Genomic DNA, 17,014 nt, shown 5'->3' on the forward strand with positions numbered 1-17,014 from the left:
GCTATTCAGAAGCGGCGCTAGGAGAGTTGCCCGAAGGCCTGCCCGGAGGCGGAAATGTTGATCACAGGGGTGACCGCTCTGCTTCTACTGTACGTCGAGGCGGCGCGACCGGGAACCCTCGCGTCAGAGAGTGCGTCCTCGTTCCCTCGCGGACGCTCGCCCACCCGCCTGCGGCCGAGCACGTTCAGCCGCGAGCGCATGGGCGCGCTGGATCGCCTGCGCAGCGCGGGCGTGGTCGATCTTCTGCGCCACCCCGTCCGGCTCCGGGCCGAGCGCGTCGGCGCTGGTGATCGTGTAGCGGTCGCGGTAGGCGGCGACCGTGCACGCGTATCGTGACCACGCCTCCCGCTTGCGCGGTTCGTCGGGGCGACTCCCTAGCGCCTGAGCCCACGCGGTGCCATCGGCGATCGCCTGTTCGGCGAGGGTGGCGGCTCGGTTCTCGATGAGCTGGTGCCGCTCTGCGAGCGCCTGCTTCATATCGGGGTCGGTGATCCCGACCGCGACGGGGATGAGGCCGGCGATGAGTTGCGATGCCCGGCGGGTGCGTCCGGTGCTGGCCGGTTGGGCGGTGGCGTTTGCGACGCGCCAGTGCAGCACGGAGGCGATGTCACCGGCGTCATCGAAGCCGCGCGCTTTGACGAGGCGCGGGAAGATCCGGTCAACGTCGTGGTGGTTCGCCTCGGCACGGCGAAGCTCCGCAGCGAGGGCACCGAAAGCATCGGAATCGAGCACCGCATCCGCTTGTACGGGGCTGAGGCCGGATGCATGGATGAGGGTGGCCCAGCGGTCGTGTTGTGCTTCGGTGGCAATGGTCTCGTACTCGGCGGCGAGCTGCAGGATCGATCCCCACCGTTCCTGCTCCGCCTGGATCGTCTCGTGCACGGAAAGCTCAGCCCCGGAATGATGCAGCACCCCGTAGAGCACCCGCCGGGCTGCCTCTTCCATGTCTTCGACCTCGTGCGAGTGCGCGTGCGCATCGTCCGGGGTGTCGGTGGCGACGTACGCGAGGTTCGCATCCTTGCCACGGGTCAAGGCGACGTACAGGTTCTCGCGGGTCATCGACGGGTCGACCAGCACATGCGAGGTGTCCACCGTCACGCCTTGCGCGCGGTACGCGGTCACGGCGTAACTCAGGTCGAGGTGCTGGGCGACGTAGTCGGCGGGGAGCACGATCGACTCGCCCCGGCCTGTGCCGGCGGGGCGCACGGTCACTGATCCGTCGCGGCGCACGTTCGTGATCGTCCACCTGTTCCCGTTCTGCACCCACGAGAACCGGGTGCGCAGCTTCCGCTCGTTCTTCCGCGTGATCACAGTGTCACCGACAGAAGCTTGCACGCCGCCGTCCAAGGTAACCTCACCCTTGAGCGGGTTGACGACATCGGCGAGGATGAGCTCGGTGCGGGCGCGCAGGTTCAGCGCCGCAACCGCGTCGCCGGAGTCGGAGACGAGAATCGACGCGATCCCGGCGGCACGGTCTGCCCGCCACGCCTCGTAGGCTCGTGCGGTCATGTCTTCGGTGGTGCCGCCGATGATCCGGCCGGCCTCCTCGTAGACTCCGATCACGTCGGGTTCCCCGAGCCGAAGCCTGAGCGATGCTCGCTTCTCCCACTCGTTCGTGAAGCGGTGAATCCTGGACAGCTCCGGGGTATCAGGGCGGTCGCCGGCGAGGAGCCCGAACGCGCCGGCCGCTGCCGGGGATTGGAGCTGCCCGTAGTCGCCGACGAGCAGAATCTTCGCGCCAGCTTTCGCCGCAGCCCCGGTGATGCGGTCGAGTGCGAGGGTGCCGGCAAGGCTCGCCTCGTCCACGATCACGAGCTGACCCGCCTGGAAGGTTCGGCCAGTCATGAGGTGCCGCGTCCACCATCTCGCGGTGTTCTCGGTCTTGATCCCGAGATCCCCGGCGAGCACTTCCGCGGCGACCGCCGACGGGGCCAGCCCGACCACAGACCCGGCACCGTACTGCTGTTCCCATGCCGTGCGGAGCGCAAGCATCGTGGTCGTCTTCCCCGTACCAGCCGGGCCGACAAGGAGATCAAGCTGACGGCCCGAGACCGCGATGCGGGTGAGCGCGTCGGCCTGATCGGGGCCGAGCATCCGCCCTTCCCGATCCGGGCGTCTCGTGACCCTCTCGATGAGGGCAAGCGGGAGCTCGGGGCCGGTCAGATTGCGGGAGCGTTCGAGGAGCCGCTTCTCCGCATCAAGCAAAGCCTCGGACGAGTACAAGGTGCCGTGGCGTGGCCGGAACGCGCTCGACCCATCCGGCCGCTGAAACCGCACCGGCGTCAACGCGAGCTCCGGCGGCGTCAGCCGCAGCGAAGCGCGCTCGGCGGCATCGACGACCATGCCGGTGACGGCTTCCCGATCCCGTGCTGTCGCGAAGCGGTACTCCATCGTCTGCCGTGCAGCCTCGGCGGTCAGGTTCCAGCGGTGCCAGGTCGACCGCTTCTCACCCACCGCGTTCATGACCTCGCGACCGATCTTCTCGATCTCTTCCAAAGGAAGGTCATCGGCACGCAACACCCGCACGGGTGCTACCGGGATCGCCTCTCGCACCCATTCCGACGCCTCCCGCCCCAGCCGCGCTGTGGCGCGCTTGCGCCATTCGGTGGTGAGGTCGGCAAGGGAGCGCACCTGCTTCTCAGGCCGGGTAGACAAGGTGGCTTGAGCGCGGAGCTTGATGATCGTCGCCGCGGACGGTTGCCGGCCGTGCTTCTGAACATACTCGGCGATGAGGCGGTCTTTCTCGGCATCGATCTGGCGGGCGCGAGTGGAGAACTCGACCACGAGCTCTTCCGGCACCGTCCTGACAGCCCAGGCGGGGTTGCGGTCGCGGCCACGATCCCGCGCCTCCCATGCCACGCCGAGTAGCCGGGTGAGGTGGTCGGCGATGATCGCCTCGTGCAGTTCGGAGAGCGCGACGGTCGCGGCGTGCATCGGCCGCCCATCCAGCGACCGCCACCGCCCATCCAGCACGGTCTTCACCTTGTTCGACACGACGACATGGGTGTGCAGATGCGGATCACTGCTGCGGGAGTCGTAGTGGTCGTAGGCCGTTGCGGCAAGCCCGAAGGTATCGACCTGCGCGACCGCGCCGCCGTCCGCGCCGATCATGCCGACGCGGGTCGCGGCGACCTCTCGTTCCATGAAATCGATCACCTCGGCAATCGCCGCGTGATGCGCTTCGGCGATGAGCGCCTGGGTGCCAGCATCGGCGACCGCCCAGAGCACCGACGCCGACTTCGGAAGCGAGAACGTGTAGTCGTATCCGGCGACGGCCTTCCGAGTGCCGCGTGCGTGTTCTTCGGCTTCGATCTCCGCGACCGCTTCCGCACGCGACGCCGGGCCGAGATTCGGGTCGAGGGCTTCGACGCGCTCGGCGATGTGCTCGGCCGGGGTCTTGTACACCGGGTAGGCGCGGCCGAGCGGGTCGCCTGTCACCGGGTCGCAGCCCATCCCGATGAGGAGCTGGAGCTGCTGCTCCGATACTTCATCGCCGGGAGTGATGCGGCCTCCGCCGAACTGGGTGAGGCCAGAGCCGAGCCACCGGCCGGGAGGGTTCCCGGCCTCGGCATAGTAACGAGTCAACGGCGTCGACAGGCTCCGGTCACCATCGCCCGCGACCACGGAGCGCAGGAGGTATTTGTAGCCGTCGCCGGCGCTCATCACCCGCATCGAGACAGTCATGCCAATAAGGTGAACCCGACATCGTCAGCGTTTCCGAAGACATGTCACTTGTCCCCGTGTCTTCGTCGCTTGCCTCGTGTGCGTAATAAGGGCGATGCCAGAGATTCGACGCTTTGTGTATGAGGAGCATTCGACAGACTTCGAGTGTCTGACGGAAAGAAAGTGAACTTTCGGTAGCGGTGGTGAAGTCGTGGCCCATGGTGCACGAGCCATGCGCCATGCTGGGAGGGAAATGTCATCGCTTGAGCATCGGCCCCCATTGCCCTCAGGGTCATCCCTCGGTGTGTTCTTGGTTTTTCTTCGCCTGGGGCTGACATCGTTCGGTGGCCCCGTGGCGCACCTCGGGTACTTTCGTACCGAGTTCGTGGAACGGCGCAGGTGGCTCAGTGATCGTGCCTATGCGGACCTTGTCGCGCTGTGCCAGTTCCTGCCGGGCCCGGCGTCGAGCCAGGTCGGTATGGCTATCGGGCTGCAGCGTGCCGGAGTGCTTGGAATGGCAGCGGCCTGGGCGGGTTTCACCTTGCCCTCTGCCGTGCTGCTGCTCGCGTTCGCGTTCGGGGTCTCTGCGCTCGGCGATCTGTCTCAGGCCGGGTGGGTGCTCGGATTGAAGGCTGCTGCGGTCGCGGTCGTCGCCCATGCGGTGCTGGGCATGGCGAAGTCTTTGACGCCTGACGCTCGCCGCGCGACGATCGCCGTCGCAGTTATGGCTTCCGTCGTGCTCGTTCCCGGCTCCCTGACCATGCTCGGCGCCCTGTTCATGGCGGGCATCTTGGGGCTGCTCGTCTGCCGCCCTCAGCACGACCCCGCAGAAAGCGGAGACACTTTTCCGGTGCGGATACGACCTGCCGTGGCGGCGATCAGCCTGGCCGTGTTTGGGCTGTTACTGGGAGGCCTGCCGATCCTCACCATGCTCACCGGGAATGCGACGGTGGGCCTATTCGATATCTTCTATCGCACAGGGTCGCTCGTGTTCGGTGGCGGTCATGTCGTCCTGCCGCTGCTGGAAGCCGAGACGGTGCAGACGGGGCTTGTGGAGTCCGGCACCTTTCTTGCTGGCTACGGTGCCGCTCAGGCGGTGCCGGGGCCGTTGTTCACGTTCGCCGCATTCCTCGGTGCGGTCACCACGAGCGGCCCAGGCGGGATGGCAGGAGCGTCAATCGCCCTGATCGCGATCTTCTTGCCATCCGCGCTGCTCGTGCTGGGGGTACTGCCGTTCTGGGGGCGACTGCGCCGCATAGTCGGGGTGCAGCGTGCTCTGATGGGCGTGAATGCCGGGGTCGTGGGTTTACTCGCCGCAGCACTTTACGATCCCGTGTTCGTCGAGGGTGTTACGGGTGTCGCTTCGTTCCTCGTGGCGGTGCTCTCCTTCGTGGCACTGGCCTCGTGGAAAGCGCCGGCATGGGCGGTGGTGTTCGCCGCCGCCGGACTAGGTATCGTGCTGCTGTGAACAGTCCAGATTCCAGCTGTCACTGATGTAGGTGAGGCTGGCCTGCGGTGCGGGGGCAGCGCCCGCCTGCGAAAATGAGTAGCATGAGCCGATTTCTCGCCGCAGTCAGGGCGTATCCGCTCGTCTTCGCAACCCTGCTGGTCGCGACGATTGGGCTCCTGCTCCTCGCGACGCCAGCGAGCGGCGTGGCACGGTGGATCGTGGGCGGGTACGCGCTCGCGATCGCGGCGTGGGAGGCAGTCGGGATGATCCGGCAGCTCCTACGGAAGCATGCGGGGCTCGACATTCTCGCGGTAACCGCGATCACTGCGGCCGTGCTCGTCGGGGAGCCGTGGGCGGCGCTCGTGGTGGTGCTGATGCTCACCGGAGGTGCGGCGCTCGAAGACTACGCCGAGCACCGTTCCAAGAGAGAACTCACCGCGCTGCTGCGCAAGGCCCCGCAGCAGGCCACGAAGATCCTCGACACCGAAACCTCGGCGCACACGGCGGATACAGCCACCGAGGAGGTGCCAGTCGATGCGGTCGCGGTCGGTGACCTGCTGCTCGTGCGCCCGGGCGCACTGGTGCCGGTGGACGCGATCCTCGTCTCCGAGCACGCCGTGTTCGATGAGTCGTCGCTCACGGGCGAGAGCCTGCCGGTCGAACGTCAGGCCGGGGAGAAGGTGTCGAGCGGTGCGGTGAACGGCCAGGCCGCGGTGACGGTGCGCGCGGCAGCGCCGGCTTCGAAGAGCGAGTACCAGCAGATCGTGCGGCTCGTCGAGCAGGCCGCGAGCAGTAAGGCGAAGGTCGTGCGGCTCGCGGATCGCTACGCGGTGCCGTTCACGATCCTCTCCCTGGTCATCGCCGGTGTCGCGTGGGCCGTGAGCGGTGACCCGGTCAGGTTCGCCGAGGTGCTGGTGGTCGCGACCCCGTGCCCGCTGCTGATCGCGGCCCCGGTCGCGTTCCTCGGCGGAATGAGTCGGGCGGCGCGTTTCGGACTGATTGTGAAGGGCGGCGGCACCCTCGAACAGCTCTCCCGCGCCCGCTCGGCCGCATTCGACAAGACCGGCACCATCACCACCGGGAAACCCACCCTCGAACGCATCGTGGCTGCGCCGGGGTTCGACGCAGACGAAGTGCTACGCTTTGCGGCCTCAACCGAGGTCTACTCCTCGCACGTGCTCGCCAGCGCCGTCGTCGGAGCGGCGAAGCAGCGTCAAATTCCGCTCCTCGAAGCATCCAAGGCCGAGGAGTTCGCCACCAACGGTGTCGCCGCAACCCTCCGCACGCCCGAGACACCGAACACAGTGCTCGCGCGGGTCGGCAAGCCCTCCTGGGTACGCGAATACGCGCCAATGCTTACCGTGGCTGACCTTGCGCCAGGCGAGCTTGCGATCTACGTTGCGGCGGATGACCGCTTCGCAGGTGCGATCATCATGCGCGATCAGGTCCGCGAGGAGGCAGAGGCCGCCCTCCGTGAACTCACGACACTCGGCATCGAGCGCACCCTGATGGTCACCGGAGACGTAACCGCCACCGCTCAGCCGATCGCGGAAAAACTCGGAATCAGCGAGGTGCACGCGGAGTGCCGCCCCGCAGACAAGGTGCGCATCGTGAGCGAGGTGCGGCCCCGCCCGCTCATTATGGTTGGCGATGGCCTGAATGACGCACCTGTGCTCGCAGCCGCCGACATCGGATTCGCGATGGGTGCTCGCGGCGCGACCGCTGCGAGCGAATCAGCGGCCGTCGTCAACCGCTACGACACACTCTCCTCGCTGCCGCGCGCGGTGCGGATCGGCCAAGATACCGTGCGGATCGCGCTGCAGAGCATCTGGCTGGGCATCATCATTAGCGTCGCCCTCATGCTCATCGCCGCGTTCGGATTTTTACCGGCGCTCCTGGGCGCGTGGATGCAGGAGCTGGTCGATCTCGTTGCGATCCTCGGTGCGCTTCGCGCGGTTGGGCCACGATCCGAACGCCTCGTGAGCGCCGGGCCACACGAGACCACCGCCCCCGTTCAGGCAGCACACACTCCACAAAGGAACTGATCCATGACTCGTCGCTCATCTGACACGCAGCATCCCGGTGAAGCTCACCTCCAGGACATCGGCCAGCGTCTGAACTGGCTTCGCGCCGGGGTGCTCGGCGCGAACGACGGCATCGTGTCGACGGCGGGCGTCGTGATCGGTGTCGCCGCAGCCACCCCAAACAACGTGCTCGCGATCGCCACTGCCGGTATCGCCGCGATCGTCGCGGGCGCGTTCTCGATGGCGGGCGGAGAGTACGTCTCGGTCAGCACGCAGCGCGACACCGAGCAGGCGCTAGTCGCCAAGGAAAAGTGGGAGCTCGAATCGATGCCCGACGAAGAACTCGAAGAGCTCGCTGGCCTCTACCGGCAGCGCGGCCTCTCCGATGAGCTCGCCCATCAGGTCGCCGTCGAACTCACCGCGAATGATGCGCTTGCCGCCCATGCGGAAGTCGAGCTCGGTATCGACCACGAAGAGTTCACCAGCCCCTGGGCGGCCGCGTTGTCGTCGTTCGTTGCGTTCACGGTCGGCGCGCTGATCCCCCTTGTGATGATCCTGCTCCCCCTCGGGGAACACCGGATCTGGGTCGCGGCAGTCGCCGTCGTGCTCGGCCTGTTCCTCACGGGATGGATCAGCGCTGCTCTCGGTGGTGCTCCGCGCGGCAGGGCGATCCTGCGCAACGTGATTATGGGCTCGGCCACAATGATCGCAACCTACCTCATCGGGCTGCTCTTCGGCGTCGCGGTCGCGTAGCACTAGTACGAGCCCAGGCAGGCGAGACACTACCGGCAACCCGATTCCCGTTTTCGTCCCTCGTCGCAGCCGCGCAACCGGAGAGGGGGTGCGTCAGGGGTTGCGCTGCGCAACGTCGCGCAACCCCGGCGGTAGATCAGAAGAGCGTCAGCCCGTCGCGCTTGCCCGCCGGGGGTCGCCGCCGCACAGGTGCAGGCAACCGTCTGGCCGGTGTCTGCAACGCTTGGGGTTGCAGCCCCTCGGCGAGCACTCGCTTCACGTCGCTCCACAGGTCTGGGCGGTCGAGGTGCGCATCACGCTCGCAGTCGCGGCGCAGTTCGTTCAGGAAGCCCGCTCGTCGTGCCGGGGTGGACAGTTGCGCGTCGTAGAACCCGTCGAGGTCGTAGTGCGCGATGAACCCGAAATAACCGTGGGTCGAGAGCCCCTGGTAGAGCGATCGGGTGAAGCGTTCGCGCGGGCAGTCCGCCGCGATGAACCGGAGCAGGGAGTTCACGAACCTCGCCTTGCGCTCCGGGGTGCCGGAATCCCACCCCGACGCCTCGAACTGGGCCGGTTGGTATGTCGTTCTCGTACTCATCGGGGTCGTCCTTCCTGAACGCTCGGTCGCGTTCGGAAGGAGGTGCGCGCGGGTGGCTCTGCGTGTACTCGCGGGCTCTGAAACCGCATCTGCAAGACGCGTGGTAGTTCGGGAGCGAGGCGAACGACGGGTTCGGCGGGTCGGGCTGAGCGGCGTTGGGTGCGGCTCGGAAGTGCGGGCTTTGCGCGAGGGATGAAGTGGCGGATGAGGGAGGGGTGCACCTGAGAGGTGACCACCCGGCAGCACCGTGCGTGCGGGCCGGGATCACCGATCACCGGGAGCGCCAGTGTCAAAAGCATCCGAAACACCCGCCGATTCTGCACCTTTGCGCATCGGGTCGTTGTTCTCCGGGTACGGTGGCCTCGACCTCGCCGTAGAGCACGTCTTCCGCGCGCGGACGATCTGGTTCTCGGAGATCAGCCCTGTGCGGCACGTCTTCGCTCACCACTGGCCCGACGCCCCGAACCTCGGTGACATCACCGCGATCAAATGGGCTGAGGTCGAGCCTGTGGACATTCTCTGCGGTGGGTTTCCTTGTCAAGATGTCTCCACCGTTGGGAAGATGGCAGGCCTCGCTCCCGGCACGAGATCAGGTCTCTGGTCGTACATGGCCGAAGCGATCGAGCAGCTCCGCCCCGAGTTCGTGGTCATCGAGAACGTGCGCGGGTTGGTCTCGGCGCCCGCAATCCGTGCAACACCTGAAGGAGGCAATCGTGCAACCCCTGAACCCGCAACCCTTCGCGATCTGGAACCCGGTTTCTGGGGTGTGGGAGACGACACAGCTCGACCTCTCCGGGCAATCGGTGCCGTTCTCGGAGACCTGGCCGACATCGGGTATGACGCGCAATGGATCGGCCTACCCGCTTCCGCTGTCGGTGCCCCGCACCCGAGGTTTCGGGTTTTCATCCTCGCGCACGCCCCTGTTCAGAACTCCGCTCGCGTCCGATGCAGCGAGGGGCGGCGAGAACCTGGATCAGGTGAAAGCACGTCGCGGCACGATCGCACTCTCGCATCAGCTCATCGACCTTGCACTGAACGGGCCAACTGGCTCAGTCGAATGGAAGCCCGAACCCGAGACATTGTGGTGGCTGATCGACGGCAAACTCTGCGATGGGGCCGATACGCAGAGGCCATCGCCCGATGGGAACACATCACTGGGCGAAATGCCCCAGTACCGACAACCCTGAACAACGAGCAGAGTCCAAGACCAGCGGCGGAATTCGTAGAATGGCTCATGGGGCTTCCGTCAGGGTGGGTTGCGAACTCGACACATCTGCTCACTTCGAACCATCAAGTCGCCTCCCTCGGTAACGGCGTCCAGCCTCTGCACGCGTGCCTTGCCGTCTCGTCGCTACTGACTGCCGTCAAATGACCAGCGAGGAAAGGAAAGGCACGATGATTGACTTTGAACGGGCCGAGTCTGTGGCCGAAAGTGTTCTAAGGGCGAGGGTTCTCCTCGTCTGGCGCAGAGACACTGCCGCTCGTATCTGCGTCAACAGTCATTTCCTTCTTGAGAATCCGCATTGACTGCCCGATGCTTCTCGCAAGGCTAGGAAGCCTTGGGGCTCCAAAAAGGAGGAGAACAAGGAAGATTATGACCAGAAGTGTTGGCCCATTCAAGTTTCCTAGCAATTGATGACCCTAACATTAGTAGCTGATTTGGGGGCTGCCATCAGAAGGACGTACTCGCACCCAGCCCTAAACGCAGGTGACAGGTCAGTGAAACGGTACTTGACGAATCCCTGCGAGACCCATGAGCGCGACAAAAATCATGACTCTCGGAAAGACTGCAATACATCAACAGCAGTGTTCAGTCTCTCAACGTGTTTGTCCACTGGTTGCTCCGGATAGTGTGATGCCGCATTGTTCAGGGCCTTTCTTCCAAAGACATACCAAATCCCTATGGCCGGGACACTGCCAGGATTGAGAAACATATGTGGACGCTGCGAATCAAATGCCAGCGTATCTCCGGCGCGAATCGGATACTCCTCGAACTCGATTCTCAGGCTCAGTTCCCCACTGATCATTGCAATGTGCTCGTATCCAAGGTGCCTCATGAGACGTCCTTCGATGGAACTCGCGGCGCCTGGCTGGTAAGTCACCCGCAGAGCTTCAATATCCAAACCTGGTAGAACAGCGAGGCGTTCCCAGCGCACGCCGTTCTCCATTTCGAGAACTGGTGCTTCCTCCGCAGACTGAAGTACGAAGGTCGCCTGAGGTCTAAACTCTTCCGTCTCCGGACCTGACACAGCCGCCAAACCGAGTACTGCATCAATCGAGATTTCTAGCTGCCGAACCAGGGCGTACAAGGTATCTACGGACGGCTTTGTTTTCCCATTCTCGATCTGCGACAAGAGACTCGACGACACATCAATCTTTGACGCGAGTGAACGGAGCGTGAGGTTCTTCTCTTCGCGAGCTGCCCTCAATCGGGAACCCAGTTCCACCTGGTCCACTGAACCTCCTGTTGTCGGAAAAGCCTGACTTAACACGAGTTTAGATGACATTGCAGGAATAGGGAGACCTAAAGCGGTTGGAGGTCGCGAATCACTTCAGCTATCACGGACCAATCCCCCTCCTTCAGATCACGCCTACTGACTGCACCAACGAACAGATGATGAAGTGCGGAAGCCAGCGGAAGTGCCGCGCCAACCTCCGTTGCGGCTTTCTCGGTGAGGGTGAGATCCTTCAGCCCCAACTGCGCACTGAAGGCGGCCGGGAAGTAGCTGCGCTCAGAGATGATCTTGCCGTAGGTCGGGTAGACCACGCCGGTGAAGAAGCCAGCCGAGAGGATGTCGACGAAGAGCTGGGGATCGATACCGCCGCGCTCGACCAGGTTGATTGACTCGCCCAGTGCCCCGAGGGCGTGGATCAGATTGTAGTTCACTCCGATCTTCACGAGGCTCGCTCCGGCGGCCTCTGTGCTGACGTGCCAGGTCTTCTTGCCGAGCACCTCGAAGGCGGGAGCGGCCGCCTCGACGACCTCCTGCGGGCCTCCGGCAAGGATACTCAGCTGTCCGTCGCGGGCCGCGTCCGGGCGGCCCATGACGGGGGCGCCTAGATAGCGCATGCCGGCCGCGGCGTGCCGCGCCTCGATGGTGCGCGCCATCTCGAGGCTGATGGAGGCCATGTTCACGTGCAAGGAGCCGCCGGTGCCTGCGCCCGTGAGCAGCTCCTCACTGAAGACCGCGTCCACCGCCTGATCGTTGGCGAGGATCGAGATCACGATGTCGCGCTCGAAGGCCTGGGCGGGTGAGTCGAGGCGGGTCGCGCCTGCCGCGACGAGCTCATCGCCTGCCGCCGCGGTGCGGTTCCAGACGCCGACGTCCAGGCCGCCATCTAGCAGGCGGGCCGCCATGGCCTGCCCCATGCTGCCGAGTCCGATGAAACCGATGCTGGTCATTGCTACCTCATTTCCTGCGCGTGAGCGCATGGTCCGGGAGAGACTCTCGTGCCACGGGCAACCGGGCACTGGCCGCCCGCGACACGACGGTCAGATGAGGATCGTGAGCGGGTGCTCGATCCGGGTTTTGAAGGCCTGCAGCCACTGGGCGCCGAGGGCGCCGTCGACCACGCGGTGATCCGCCGAGAGGGTGACGGTCATCACCGTGCCGACGGCGAGTTCGCCCTCGATCACGATGGGCTGCCGCGTCGCCGCGCCCACGGCGAGGATGCCCGACTGCGGCGGGTTCAGAATCGCGCTGAACTCGTCGACGCCGTACATGCCGAGATTCGAGATGGAGAAGCTGCCACCCTCAAGCTCGTGCTGCTTCAGCCGGCCCTCGCGGGCGCGGCCGGCGAGCTCAGCGATGCGCTCGCTGAGCGCCGTGAGGCTCAGCGACTCGATGCCGCCGACCACCGGGGTGAGCAGCCCCCCGTCCGTGGAGACCGCCACCGCGATGTCCGCCGTGTCGAAGCGGCGGACGTGATCCCCGCCCCAAACGGCGTTCGCCTCGGGCACATCGATGAGCGCCTGCGCGGCGGCCTTCACCACGAAGTCGTTCACCGAGACCTTGCCCGGCGCGGCCTCGTTGATCTGCTTCCGGAGCGCGAGCAGATCGTCGACGCGGCAGTGCGCGGTCAGGTAGAAGTGGGGCACGGTCGACTTGCTCTCGGCGAGCCTGCGCGCGATCGCCTTGCGCATGCCCGTGAGCGGAACCACCTCGCCGCCGTCGCTCGCGACCGTGGCCGCGCTCGCGGCAGCGGTGCCGGCGGCCGTGAGCGCCGCCTGAGCCGCGGGCGCCTGCGCCTCGAAGGCCTCGAGATCCCGGCGCACGATGCGCCCGCCGGGACCGGTGCCGGTGACGAGTGCGAGGTCGATGCCGCGCTCGCGGGCGAGGCGGCGCACGATGGGGCTCGAGAAGCGGCGGGCGCCGTCGGCGGGCGCCGCGGCCTCAGCGGACGCGGCGGGCATGACGGGTGCCGCCGGTGGCGTGGCCGTCGGTGCGGGGCTCGCAGCGGGAGTGGCTGCCGGTGCGGGTGCCGCAGCCGGTGCGGCCGCCGCCTCAGGGGCCGGGGCCGCGCTCGCGCCGCCCGCGGGCCGCACCGCATCCACTGCAGCGTCGTCGTCGCCTTGCTGGCGGAGGATCGCGATGGGCACGCCTACCTCGACGGTCTCGCCGGCGGGCACGAGCAGCTCGGCGATGACGCCCTCGTGCTCCGAGTTGAACTCGACCATCGCCTTCTCGGTCTCGATCTCCGCCATCGGGGTCTCGGCGCTCACCGCATCGCCGACTCCGACGAGCCACGCCTGGATTGCGGCCTCGGTGACGTTCGCGAGGACCTCCGGCATGCGGATCAGCACGGCCATCAGTTGCCCCCCATGTTCTGCTTGAGCGCCTCGAAGGCGGTGACGACCTCTTCGGTGCGGGCGATCGCCGCGCGCTCCAGCACCTTCGAGATGCTGGGCGAGGCCTCGCCGCCGGTGACGCGCTGCACAGGCTGGTCGAGCCAGTCGAAGAGGCGGCGCTGGATCTCGTCGGCGAGCCAGCCGCCGTAGGAGGTGCCGCGGGCGCCCTGCTCCACGATGACCACCGCATTGGTCTTCTTCACGCTCGCCTCGATGGTGTCCCAGTCGATCGAAGCGCGGTCGAGCCAGCGCAGGTCGATGAGGTCGGCGTCGAGCCCGGTCAGATCGAGCGCCTCGGCGCAGTGGTGCACCATCGAGAGGTAGCTGATCACGGTGGCGTCCGAGCCCTCGCGGCGCAGTGCCGCCGTGCCGGGCGGGATGACGTAGTCGAGGTCGCCCGCGGGCACCCGGTCCGCGCGCTGGTAGAGGTCGAGGTGCTCGATCACGAGCACCGGATCCTCGAGCGCGAGCGCCGCGTTCATGAGGCCGACGTAGTCGGCGGCGGTCGACGGGGCGACGATGCGCCAACCCGGCGCGGTGGCGAAGAGGCCCGCCGGATCCATGAGGTGCTGGGAGCCGTAGCCCGAGCCCATGGCGACCTTCGTGCGCAGCACGAGCGGCAGCGTGTTGTTGTCGCCGAACATGTGGCGGGCTTTGCCGACCTGGTTGAACACCTGGTCGGCGGCGACCCACATGAAGTCGGGGTACATGAACTCGACGACGGGGCGGATGCGGCCGTCGAGCGCGGCACCGCCGGCGAAGCCGAAGAAGGCGTTCTCGCTGATCGGCGTACCGACGACCCGCTCGGGGCCGAAGCGCTTCGCGAGGCCCTTGGTGGCGCCGTTCGTGCCGCCGCCGAGCTGATGCACGTCTTCGCCGAGCACGACGATGCGCTCGTCGGCCTCCATGCGGCGCTCCATGGTCTGCGCGACGACGTCGACGAACTTCGCCTCGCGCCACTCGCCGCCGAGCGCTGCGGGCTCCACCGCCGTCAGCGAAGCAAGCTCGCTCGCGTCGCCGCGGATCCCGGTGTCGACGACGGCGGGATCGGGCCACAGCTCGGGGCGGATGCGGCGCTTGCCCTCGTTCTCCGGATCGTCCTCCGTGAGCGCCTCGACGGCGGAGGCCATCGCCTGCTTCGCCTGCGCGCGCACCGAGGCCACCTGCTCCTCGGTGATGTGACCGAGGGCGATCATCTCGGAGGCGACCCGCTCCAGCGGATCGCGCGCCTTCCACTCGGCCTCCTCCGCCTTGGTGCGGTAGCCGAAGGCGCTGCCCGGGTATGGGCCGTTCTGGTGGAAGAAGCGGTAGACCTCGGCCTCGATGATGGCGGGGCCCCCGCCCGCGCGCATGCGCTTCAGCGCCTCCTGCGTCGCGAGGTGAACGGCGAGGGGGTCCATGCCGTCGACCCGCCAGGCCGGAATGCCGAAGCCCTGGCCGCGCACCGAGAATCGCGTGTCGGCTGAGGCCTCGCTCGCGTGCGTCGAGACCGCGTAGAGGTTGTTCTCGATGAAGAACATGACCGGGGTCTTCCAGGTCGCCGCGAGGTTCATCGATTCGAGCACCGAGCCGATCTGGCTCGAGCCGTCGCCGAAGTAATTGATCGATACGTCGTCGGTGCCCGCGTACCGCTGCGCCCACGCGTTGCCCGCGGCGAGCGGGCCGCCGCCGCCAACGATCGCATTGGTGCCGAGCGCACCGGCCTCAAGCCACTGCAGGTGCATCGAGCCGCCGCGGCCGCCCGAGAAGCCCTGCGCGAGACCGAGGATCTCGGCGAGCGTCCGCTGCAGCATCGCCTGCATATCCGCGTCGACGAGGGTGTCGAGGTTCAGGGCGCCACCCGAGACGTGGGTGATGGCCTTGGCGAGGAACTGGTGGTGACCGCGGTGCGAGCCGTTCACGCCGTCGGCCGAGCGCAGGGTGAGGATCGAGCCGACCGCGCCGCCCTCCTGCCCGATGCTGGAGTGCGCAGGTCCGTGCACGAGCCCCTGGCCGGCGAGATCGAGCACGGTCTCCTCGAAGGATCGAATGAGCTGAATCTGGCCAAGCATGGTAGCCAGCAGCGCGGGGTCCGCCTTCTTCCAGTCGGTCGGCGTGGTCGTGAGCTCGACCCAGGGGACGCCGGTCTCCAGCTTGCTGCGCTTGGACATATGGGGAACTCCATCTAGTTAGGGCGTTGAGAAGAATGAATGCACGGTCAGTTTAACTACACACATTCCGATCAAATGCTTCACTCAGGCTAAACAATTTCATTTGTTCAAGCAAGTCCGATTCAGTTCATCTCGTGCCGTTCTGCTTGCAACGCAGGCTGTTGCAAGCGCTGGCGGAGAGGTATGCTAATCACGAATTCACCTAGATTGGATCAATTGTGTTTAGCCAAACTATATCTGACGGTTTGCCCGGGCTAAGAGGAGTCGAGCACATTGGCATAACTGTGCCCGATATTGATCAAGCCGAACGCTTCTTCGTGGACACTATCGGTTGCGAACGGGTCTACTCGCTCGGACCCTTCGAACACGAGGATGAGTGGATGAAGACCCACCTCGGAGTGCACCCGCGCACGGTCATGCGTGAACTCCGCTTCTATCGGTGTAGGTTTGGCCCGAACTTTGAGGTGTTTCAGTACGAGGCGGCCGACAGTCAGGGCCCCTATCCGCGCAACAGTGACGTTGGTGGGCACCATGTCGCCTTCTATGTTGACGACTTCGATGCGGCTCTCAAGCATCTCCGGTCGCACGATATCGAAATCATGGGCGAACCGACGCAGAGCTCCAGTCACAGTCTTGGGCAGACGTGGATCTATTTCCGCGCACCTTGGGGCATGCAGTTCGAACTCGTGAGCTTTCCCAACGGCAAGCTCTACGAGACAACGAGTGCTGTCAAGCTCTGGCACCCTGCCAGGCCCGCCGAATGATTCGGGCCGCGTCCACGGTCACATACTGGTCACCCGCATGGAAGGACGCAGACCACAGTAGTGACACGCCAACGCTGCGGAAACCTAGGAGAGAAACACTATGAACTCAGCAACTGAGCAATTTGCAACCGTGCGTATTGGTGACGACCCGCGCAACATGCTTAACCCCGAGCGCATGCGAAGGCTCACAGAAGAACTGATCGCTGCGAACAATGATTCGAGGGCAACTGGCATCATTCTCGCTGGGTCGAACGAGTCATTTTGCGAGGGCCTGGACCTCGCAAGCATTCGCTCAGGTGAAAGTCCTCAACACTTCGCGCACGAATTGGCCAGACTCCTCAAGGTATTCCCCACTCTTGAAAAGCCCATAGCTGCCGCCGTATGTGGGGATGCCATTGCGTCTGGCGCCGCGCTGGTTGCGGCGTGTGACTATGCTGTTGCGTCTACTGAGGTGAAGATTGGTAGCCACGAGGTCGGTCTTGGTGTTTGGCCCGTCATAGCCCAGGTACCGCTAGTGAAGCGAATTGGCGCTAGGAACGCCATAGAAACGGTGGGGAGCGGGGAACCGTTCACTGCACGACGGGCTGCGAATGTAGGACTTGTGAACGAAGTAGTGCCTGCAAACCAAGTCCGTGACCGAGTCGAAAGTTGGTTGGCAGCGGCTGCGCGCGGTCATGGCGTCTATTCGAACCGACGCTTCTTCTACAGCATCGAAGACCTCCCGTACGACGTGGCGCTGGACGCTGCTGCCGAAAAGTTCGACTCCCTATTCCAGAAGGTGTAG

13 protein-coding genes and 1 pseudogene are annotated in these 17,014 nt (G+C 65.6%); 7 read left to right on the top strand and 7 right to left on the bottom strand.

Features of this window, described 5'->3' with window-relative positions; translation table 11 throughout:
• Positions 1 to 123: 123 nt before the first annotated feature.
• Positions 124 to 3,684: a MobF family relaxase gene (mobF, locus tag ACTNFK_RS09610; protein WP_435936945.1), complete on the bottom strand. Its 3,561-nt coding sequence runs from the start codon at positions 3,682 to 3,684 to the stop codon at positions 124 to 126.
• A gap of 232 nt (positions 3,685 to 3,916) precedes the next feature.
• Here mobF and chrA point away from each other — a divergent pair, with 232 nt between their 5' ends.
• The 3 genes from chrA (at position 3,917) to ACTNFK_RS09625 (ending at position 7,890) form a co-directional block, all read left to right on the top strand.
• Positions 3,917 to 5,131, top strand: coding sequence for a chromate efflux transporter (gene chrA / locus ACTNFK_RS09615; RefSeq protein WP_435936946.1), 1,215 nt, complete (start codon positions 3,917 to 3,919; stop codon positions 5,129 to 5,131).
• A gap of 83 nt (positions 5,132 to 5,214) precedes the next feature.
• Positions 5,215 to 7,158, top strand: a complete 1,944-nt coding sequence (locus ACTNFK_RS09620) for a heavy metal translocating P-type ATPase (protein ID WP_435936947.1) — start codon at positions 5,215 to 5,217, stop codon at positions 7,156 to 7,158.
• A gap of 3 nt (positions 7,159 to 7,161) precedes the next feature.
• Positions 7,162 to 7,890 (top strand): VIT1/CCC1 transporter family protein, encoded by a 729-nt coding sequence (locus ACTNFK_RS09625; RefSeq protein WP_435936948.1) that lies wholly within the window; start codon positions 7,162 to 7,164, stop codon positions 7,888 to 7,890.
• Positions 7,891 to 8,026: 136 nt separating this feature from the next.
• On the opposite strand, the gene ACTNFK_RS09630 is transcribed toward ACTNFK_RS09625, so the two are convergent.
• The gene (locus ACTNFK_RS09630) at positions 8,027 to 8,467 is read right to left on the bottom strand and encodes a hypothetical protein (RefSeq protein ID WP_435936949.1); all 441 of its coding nucleotides are present in this window, start codon (positions 8,465 to 8,467) and stop codon (positions 8,027 to 8,029) included.
• Between the two features lie 286 nt (positions 8,468 to 8,753).
• Between ACTNFK_RS09630 and ACTNFK_RS09635 the strand changes: the two are divergent.
• Both ACTNFK_RS09635 and ACTNFK_RS09640 read left to right on the top strand, forming a co-directional pair.
• A pseudogene (locus tag ACTNFK_RS09635) lies at positions 8,754 to 9,134 on the top strand (DNA cytosine methyltransferase); the annotation flags it as partial.
• A 46-nt stretch (positions 9,135 to 9,180) separates the two neighbouring features.
• Entirely contained in the window at positions 9,181 to 9,654 is a 474-nt protein-coding gene (locus tag ACTNFK_RS09640; RefSeq protein WP_435937002.1) for a hypothetical protein, read from the top strand.
• A 250-nt stretch (positions 9,655 to 9,904) separates the two neighbouring features.
• On the opposite strand, the gene ACTNFK_RS09645 is transcribed toward ACTNFK_RS09640, so the two are convergent.
• The 5 genes from ACTNFK_RS09645 to ACTNFK_RS09665 all read right to left on the bottom strand — a co-directional run bounded on the left by ACTNFK_RS09645 (position 9,905) and on the right by ACTNFK_RS09665 (position 15,466).
• Positions 9,905 to 10,099 carry a twin-arginine translocase TatA/TatE family subunit gene (locus ACTNFK_RS09645; RefSeq protein ID WP_435936950.1) on the bottom strand — a complete coding sequence of 65 codons (195 nt, stop codon included), beginning with the start codon at positions 10,097 to 10,099 and terminating at the stop codon, positions 9,905 to 9,907.
• Positions 10,100 to 10,236: 137 nt separating this feature from the next.
• On the bottom strand, positions 10,237 to 10,923 hold the full coding sequence (locus tag ACTNFK_RS09650) for a helix-turn-helix domain-containing protein (RefSeq protein ID WP_435936951.1): 687 nt from the start codon (positions 10,921 to 10,923) through the stop codon (positions 10,237 to 10,239).
• A gap of 68 nt (positions 10,924 to 10,991) precedes the next feature.
• On the bottom strand, positions 10,992 to 11,870 hold the full coding sequence (locus ACTNFK_RS09655) for an NAD(P)-dependent oxidoreductase (RefSeq protein WP_445117155.1): 879 nt from the start codon (positions 11,868 to 11,870) through the stop codon (positions 10,992 to 10,994).
• A 90-nt stretch (positions 11,871 to 11,960) separates the two neighbouring features.
• Positions 11,961 to 13,277 carry a dihydrolipoamide acetyltransferase family protein gene (locus ACTNFK_RS09660; protein WP_435936953.1) on the bottom strand — a complete coding sequence of 439 codons (1,317 nt, stop codon included), beginning with the start codon at positions 13,275 to 13,277 and terminating at the stop codon, positions 11,961 to 11,963.
• Positions 13,277 to 15,466 carry an alpha-ketoacid dehydrogenase subunit alpha/beta gene (locus tag ACTNFK_RS09665; protein ID WP_435936954.1) on the bottom strand — a complete coding sequence of 730 codons (2,190 nt, stop codon included), beginning with the start codon at positions 15,464 to 15,466 and terminating at the stop codon, positions 13,277 to 13,279. The genes ACTNFK_RS09660 and ACTNFK_RS09665 overlap by 1 nt, the downstream gene beginning before the upstream one ends.
• Before the next feature lie 284 nt (positions 15,467 to 15,750).
• Between ACTNFK_RS09665 and ACTNFK_RS09670 the strand changes: the two genes are divergently transcribed.
• Together ACTNFK_RS09670 and ACTNFK_RS09675 are read left to right on the top strand one after the other, a co-directional pair.
• Complete coding sequence (locus ACTNFK_RS09670) at positions 15,751 to 16,230, top strand: VOC family protein (protein ID WP_445117156.1); 480 nt, start codon at positions 15,751 to 15,753, stop codon at positions 16,228 to 16,230.
• Between the two features lie 100 nt (positions 16,231 to 16,330).
• A complete protein-coding gene (locus ACTNFK_RS09675; RefSeq protein ID WP_435936956.1) occupies positions 16,331 to 17,014 on the top strand; it encodes an enoyl-CoA hydratase/isomerase family protein in 684 nt (227 codons plus the stop codon).

The organism is Leucobacter fengyongliangi (assembly GCF_052386045.1).

What these genes read in the sequence shown, in the direction of transcription:
- mobF (WP_435936945.1), bottom strand. Translation starts at nt 3,684, where the DNA reads ATGACTGTCTCGATGCGGGTGATGAGCGCCGGCGACGGCTACAAATAC.
- chrA (WP_435936946.1), top strand. Translation starts at nt 3,917, where the DNA reads ATGTCATCGCTTGAGCATCGGCCCCCATTGCCCTCAGGGTCATCCCTC.
- ACTNFK_RS09620 (WP_435936947.1), top strand. Translation starts at nt 5,215, where the DNA reads ATGAGCCGATTTCTCGCCGCAGTCAGGGCGTATCCGCTCGTCTTCGCA.
- ACTNFK_RS09625 (WP_435936948.1), top strand. Translation starts at nt 7,162, where the DNA reads ATGACTCGTCGCTCATCTGACACGCAGCATCCCGGTGAAGCTCACCTC.
- ACTNFK_RS09630 (WP_435936949.1), bottom strand. Translation starts at nt 8,467, where the DNA reads ATGAGTACGAGAACGACATACCAACCGGCCCAGTTCGAGGCGTCGGGG.
- ACTNFK_RS09655 (WP_445117155.1), bottom strand. Translation starts at nt 11,870, where the DNA reads ATGACCAGCATCGGTTTCATCGGACTCGGCAGCATGGGGCAGGCCATG.
- ACTNFK_RS09660 (WP_435936953.1), bottom strand. Translation starts at nt 13,277, where the DNA reads ATGGCCGTGCTGATCCGCATGCCGGAGGTCCTCGCGAACGTCACCGAG.
- ACTNFK_RS09665 (WP_435936954.1), bottom strand. Translation starts at nt 15,466, where the DNA reads ATGTCCAAGCGCAGCAAGCTGGAGACCGGCGTCCCCTGGGTCGAGCTC.
- ACTNFK_RS09675 (WP_435936956.1), top strand. Translation starts at nt 16,331, where the DNA reads ATGAACTCAGCAACTGAGCAATTTGCAACCGTGCGTATTGGTGACGAC.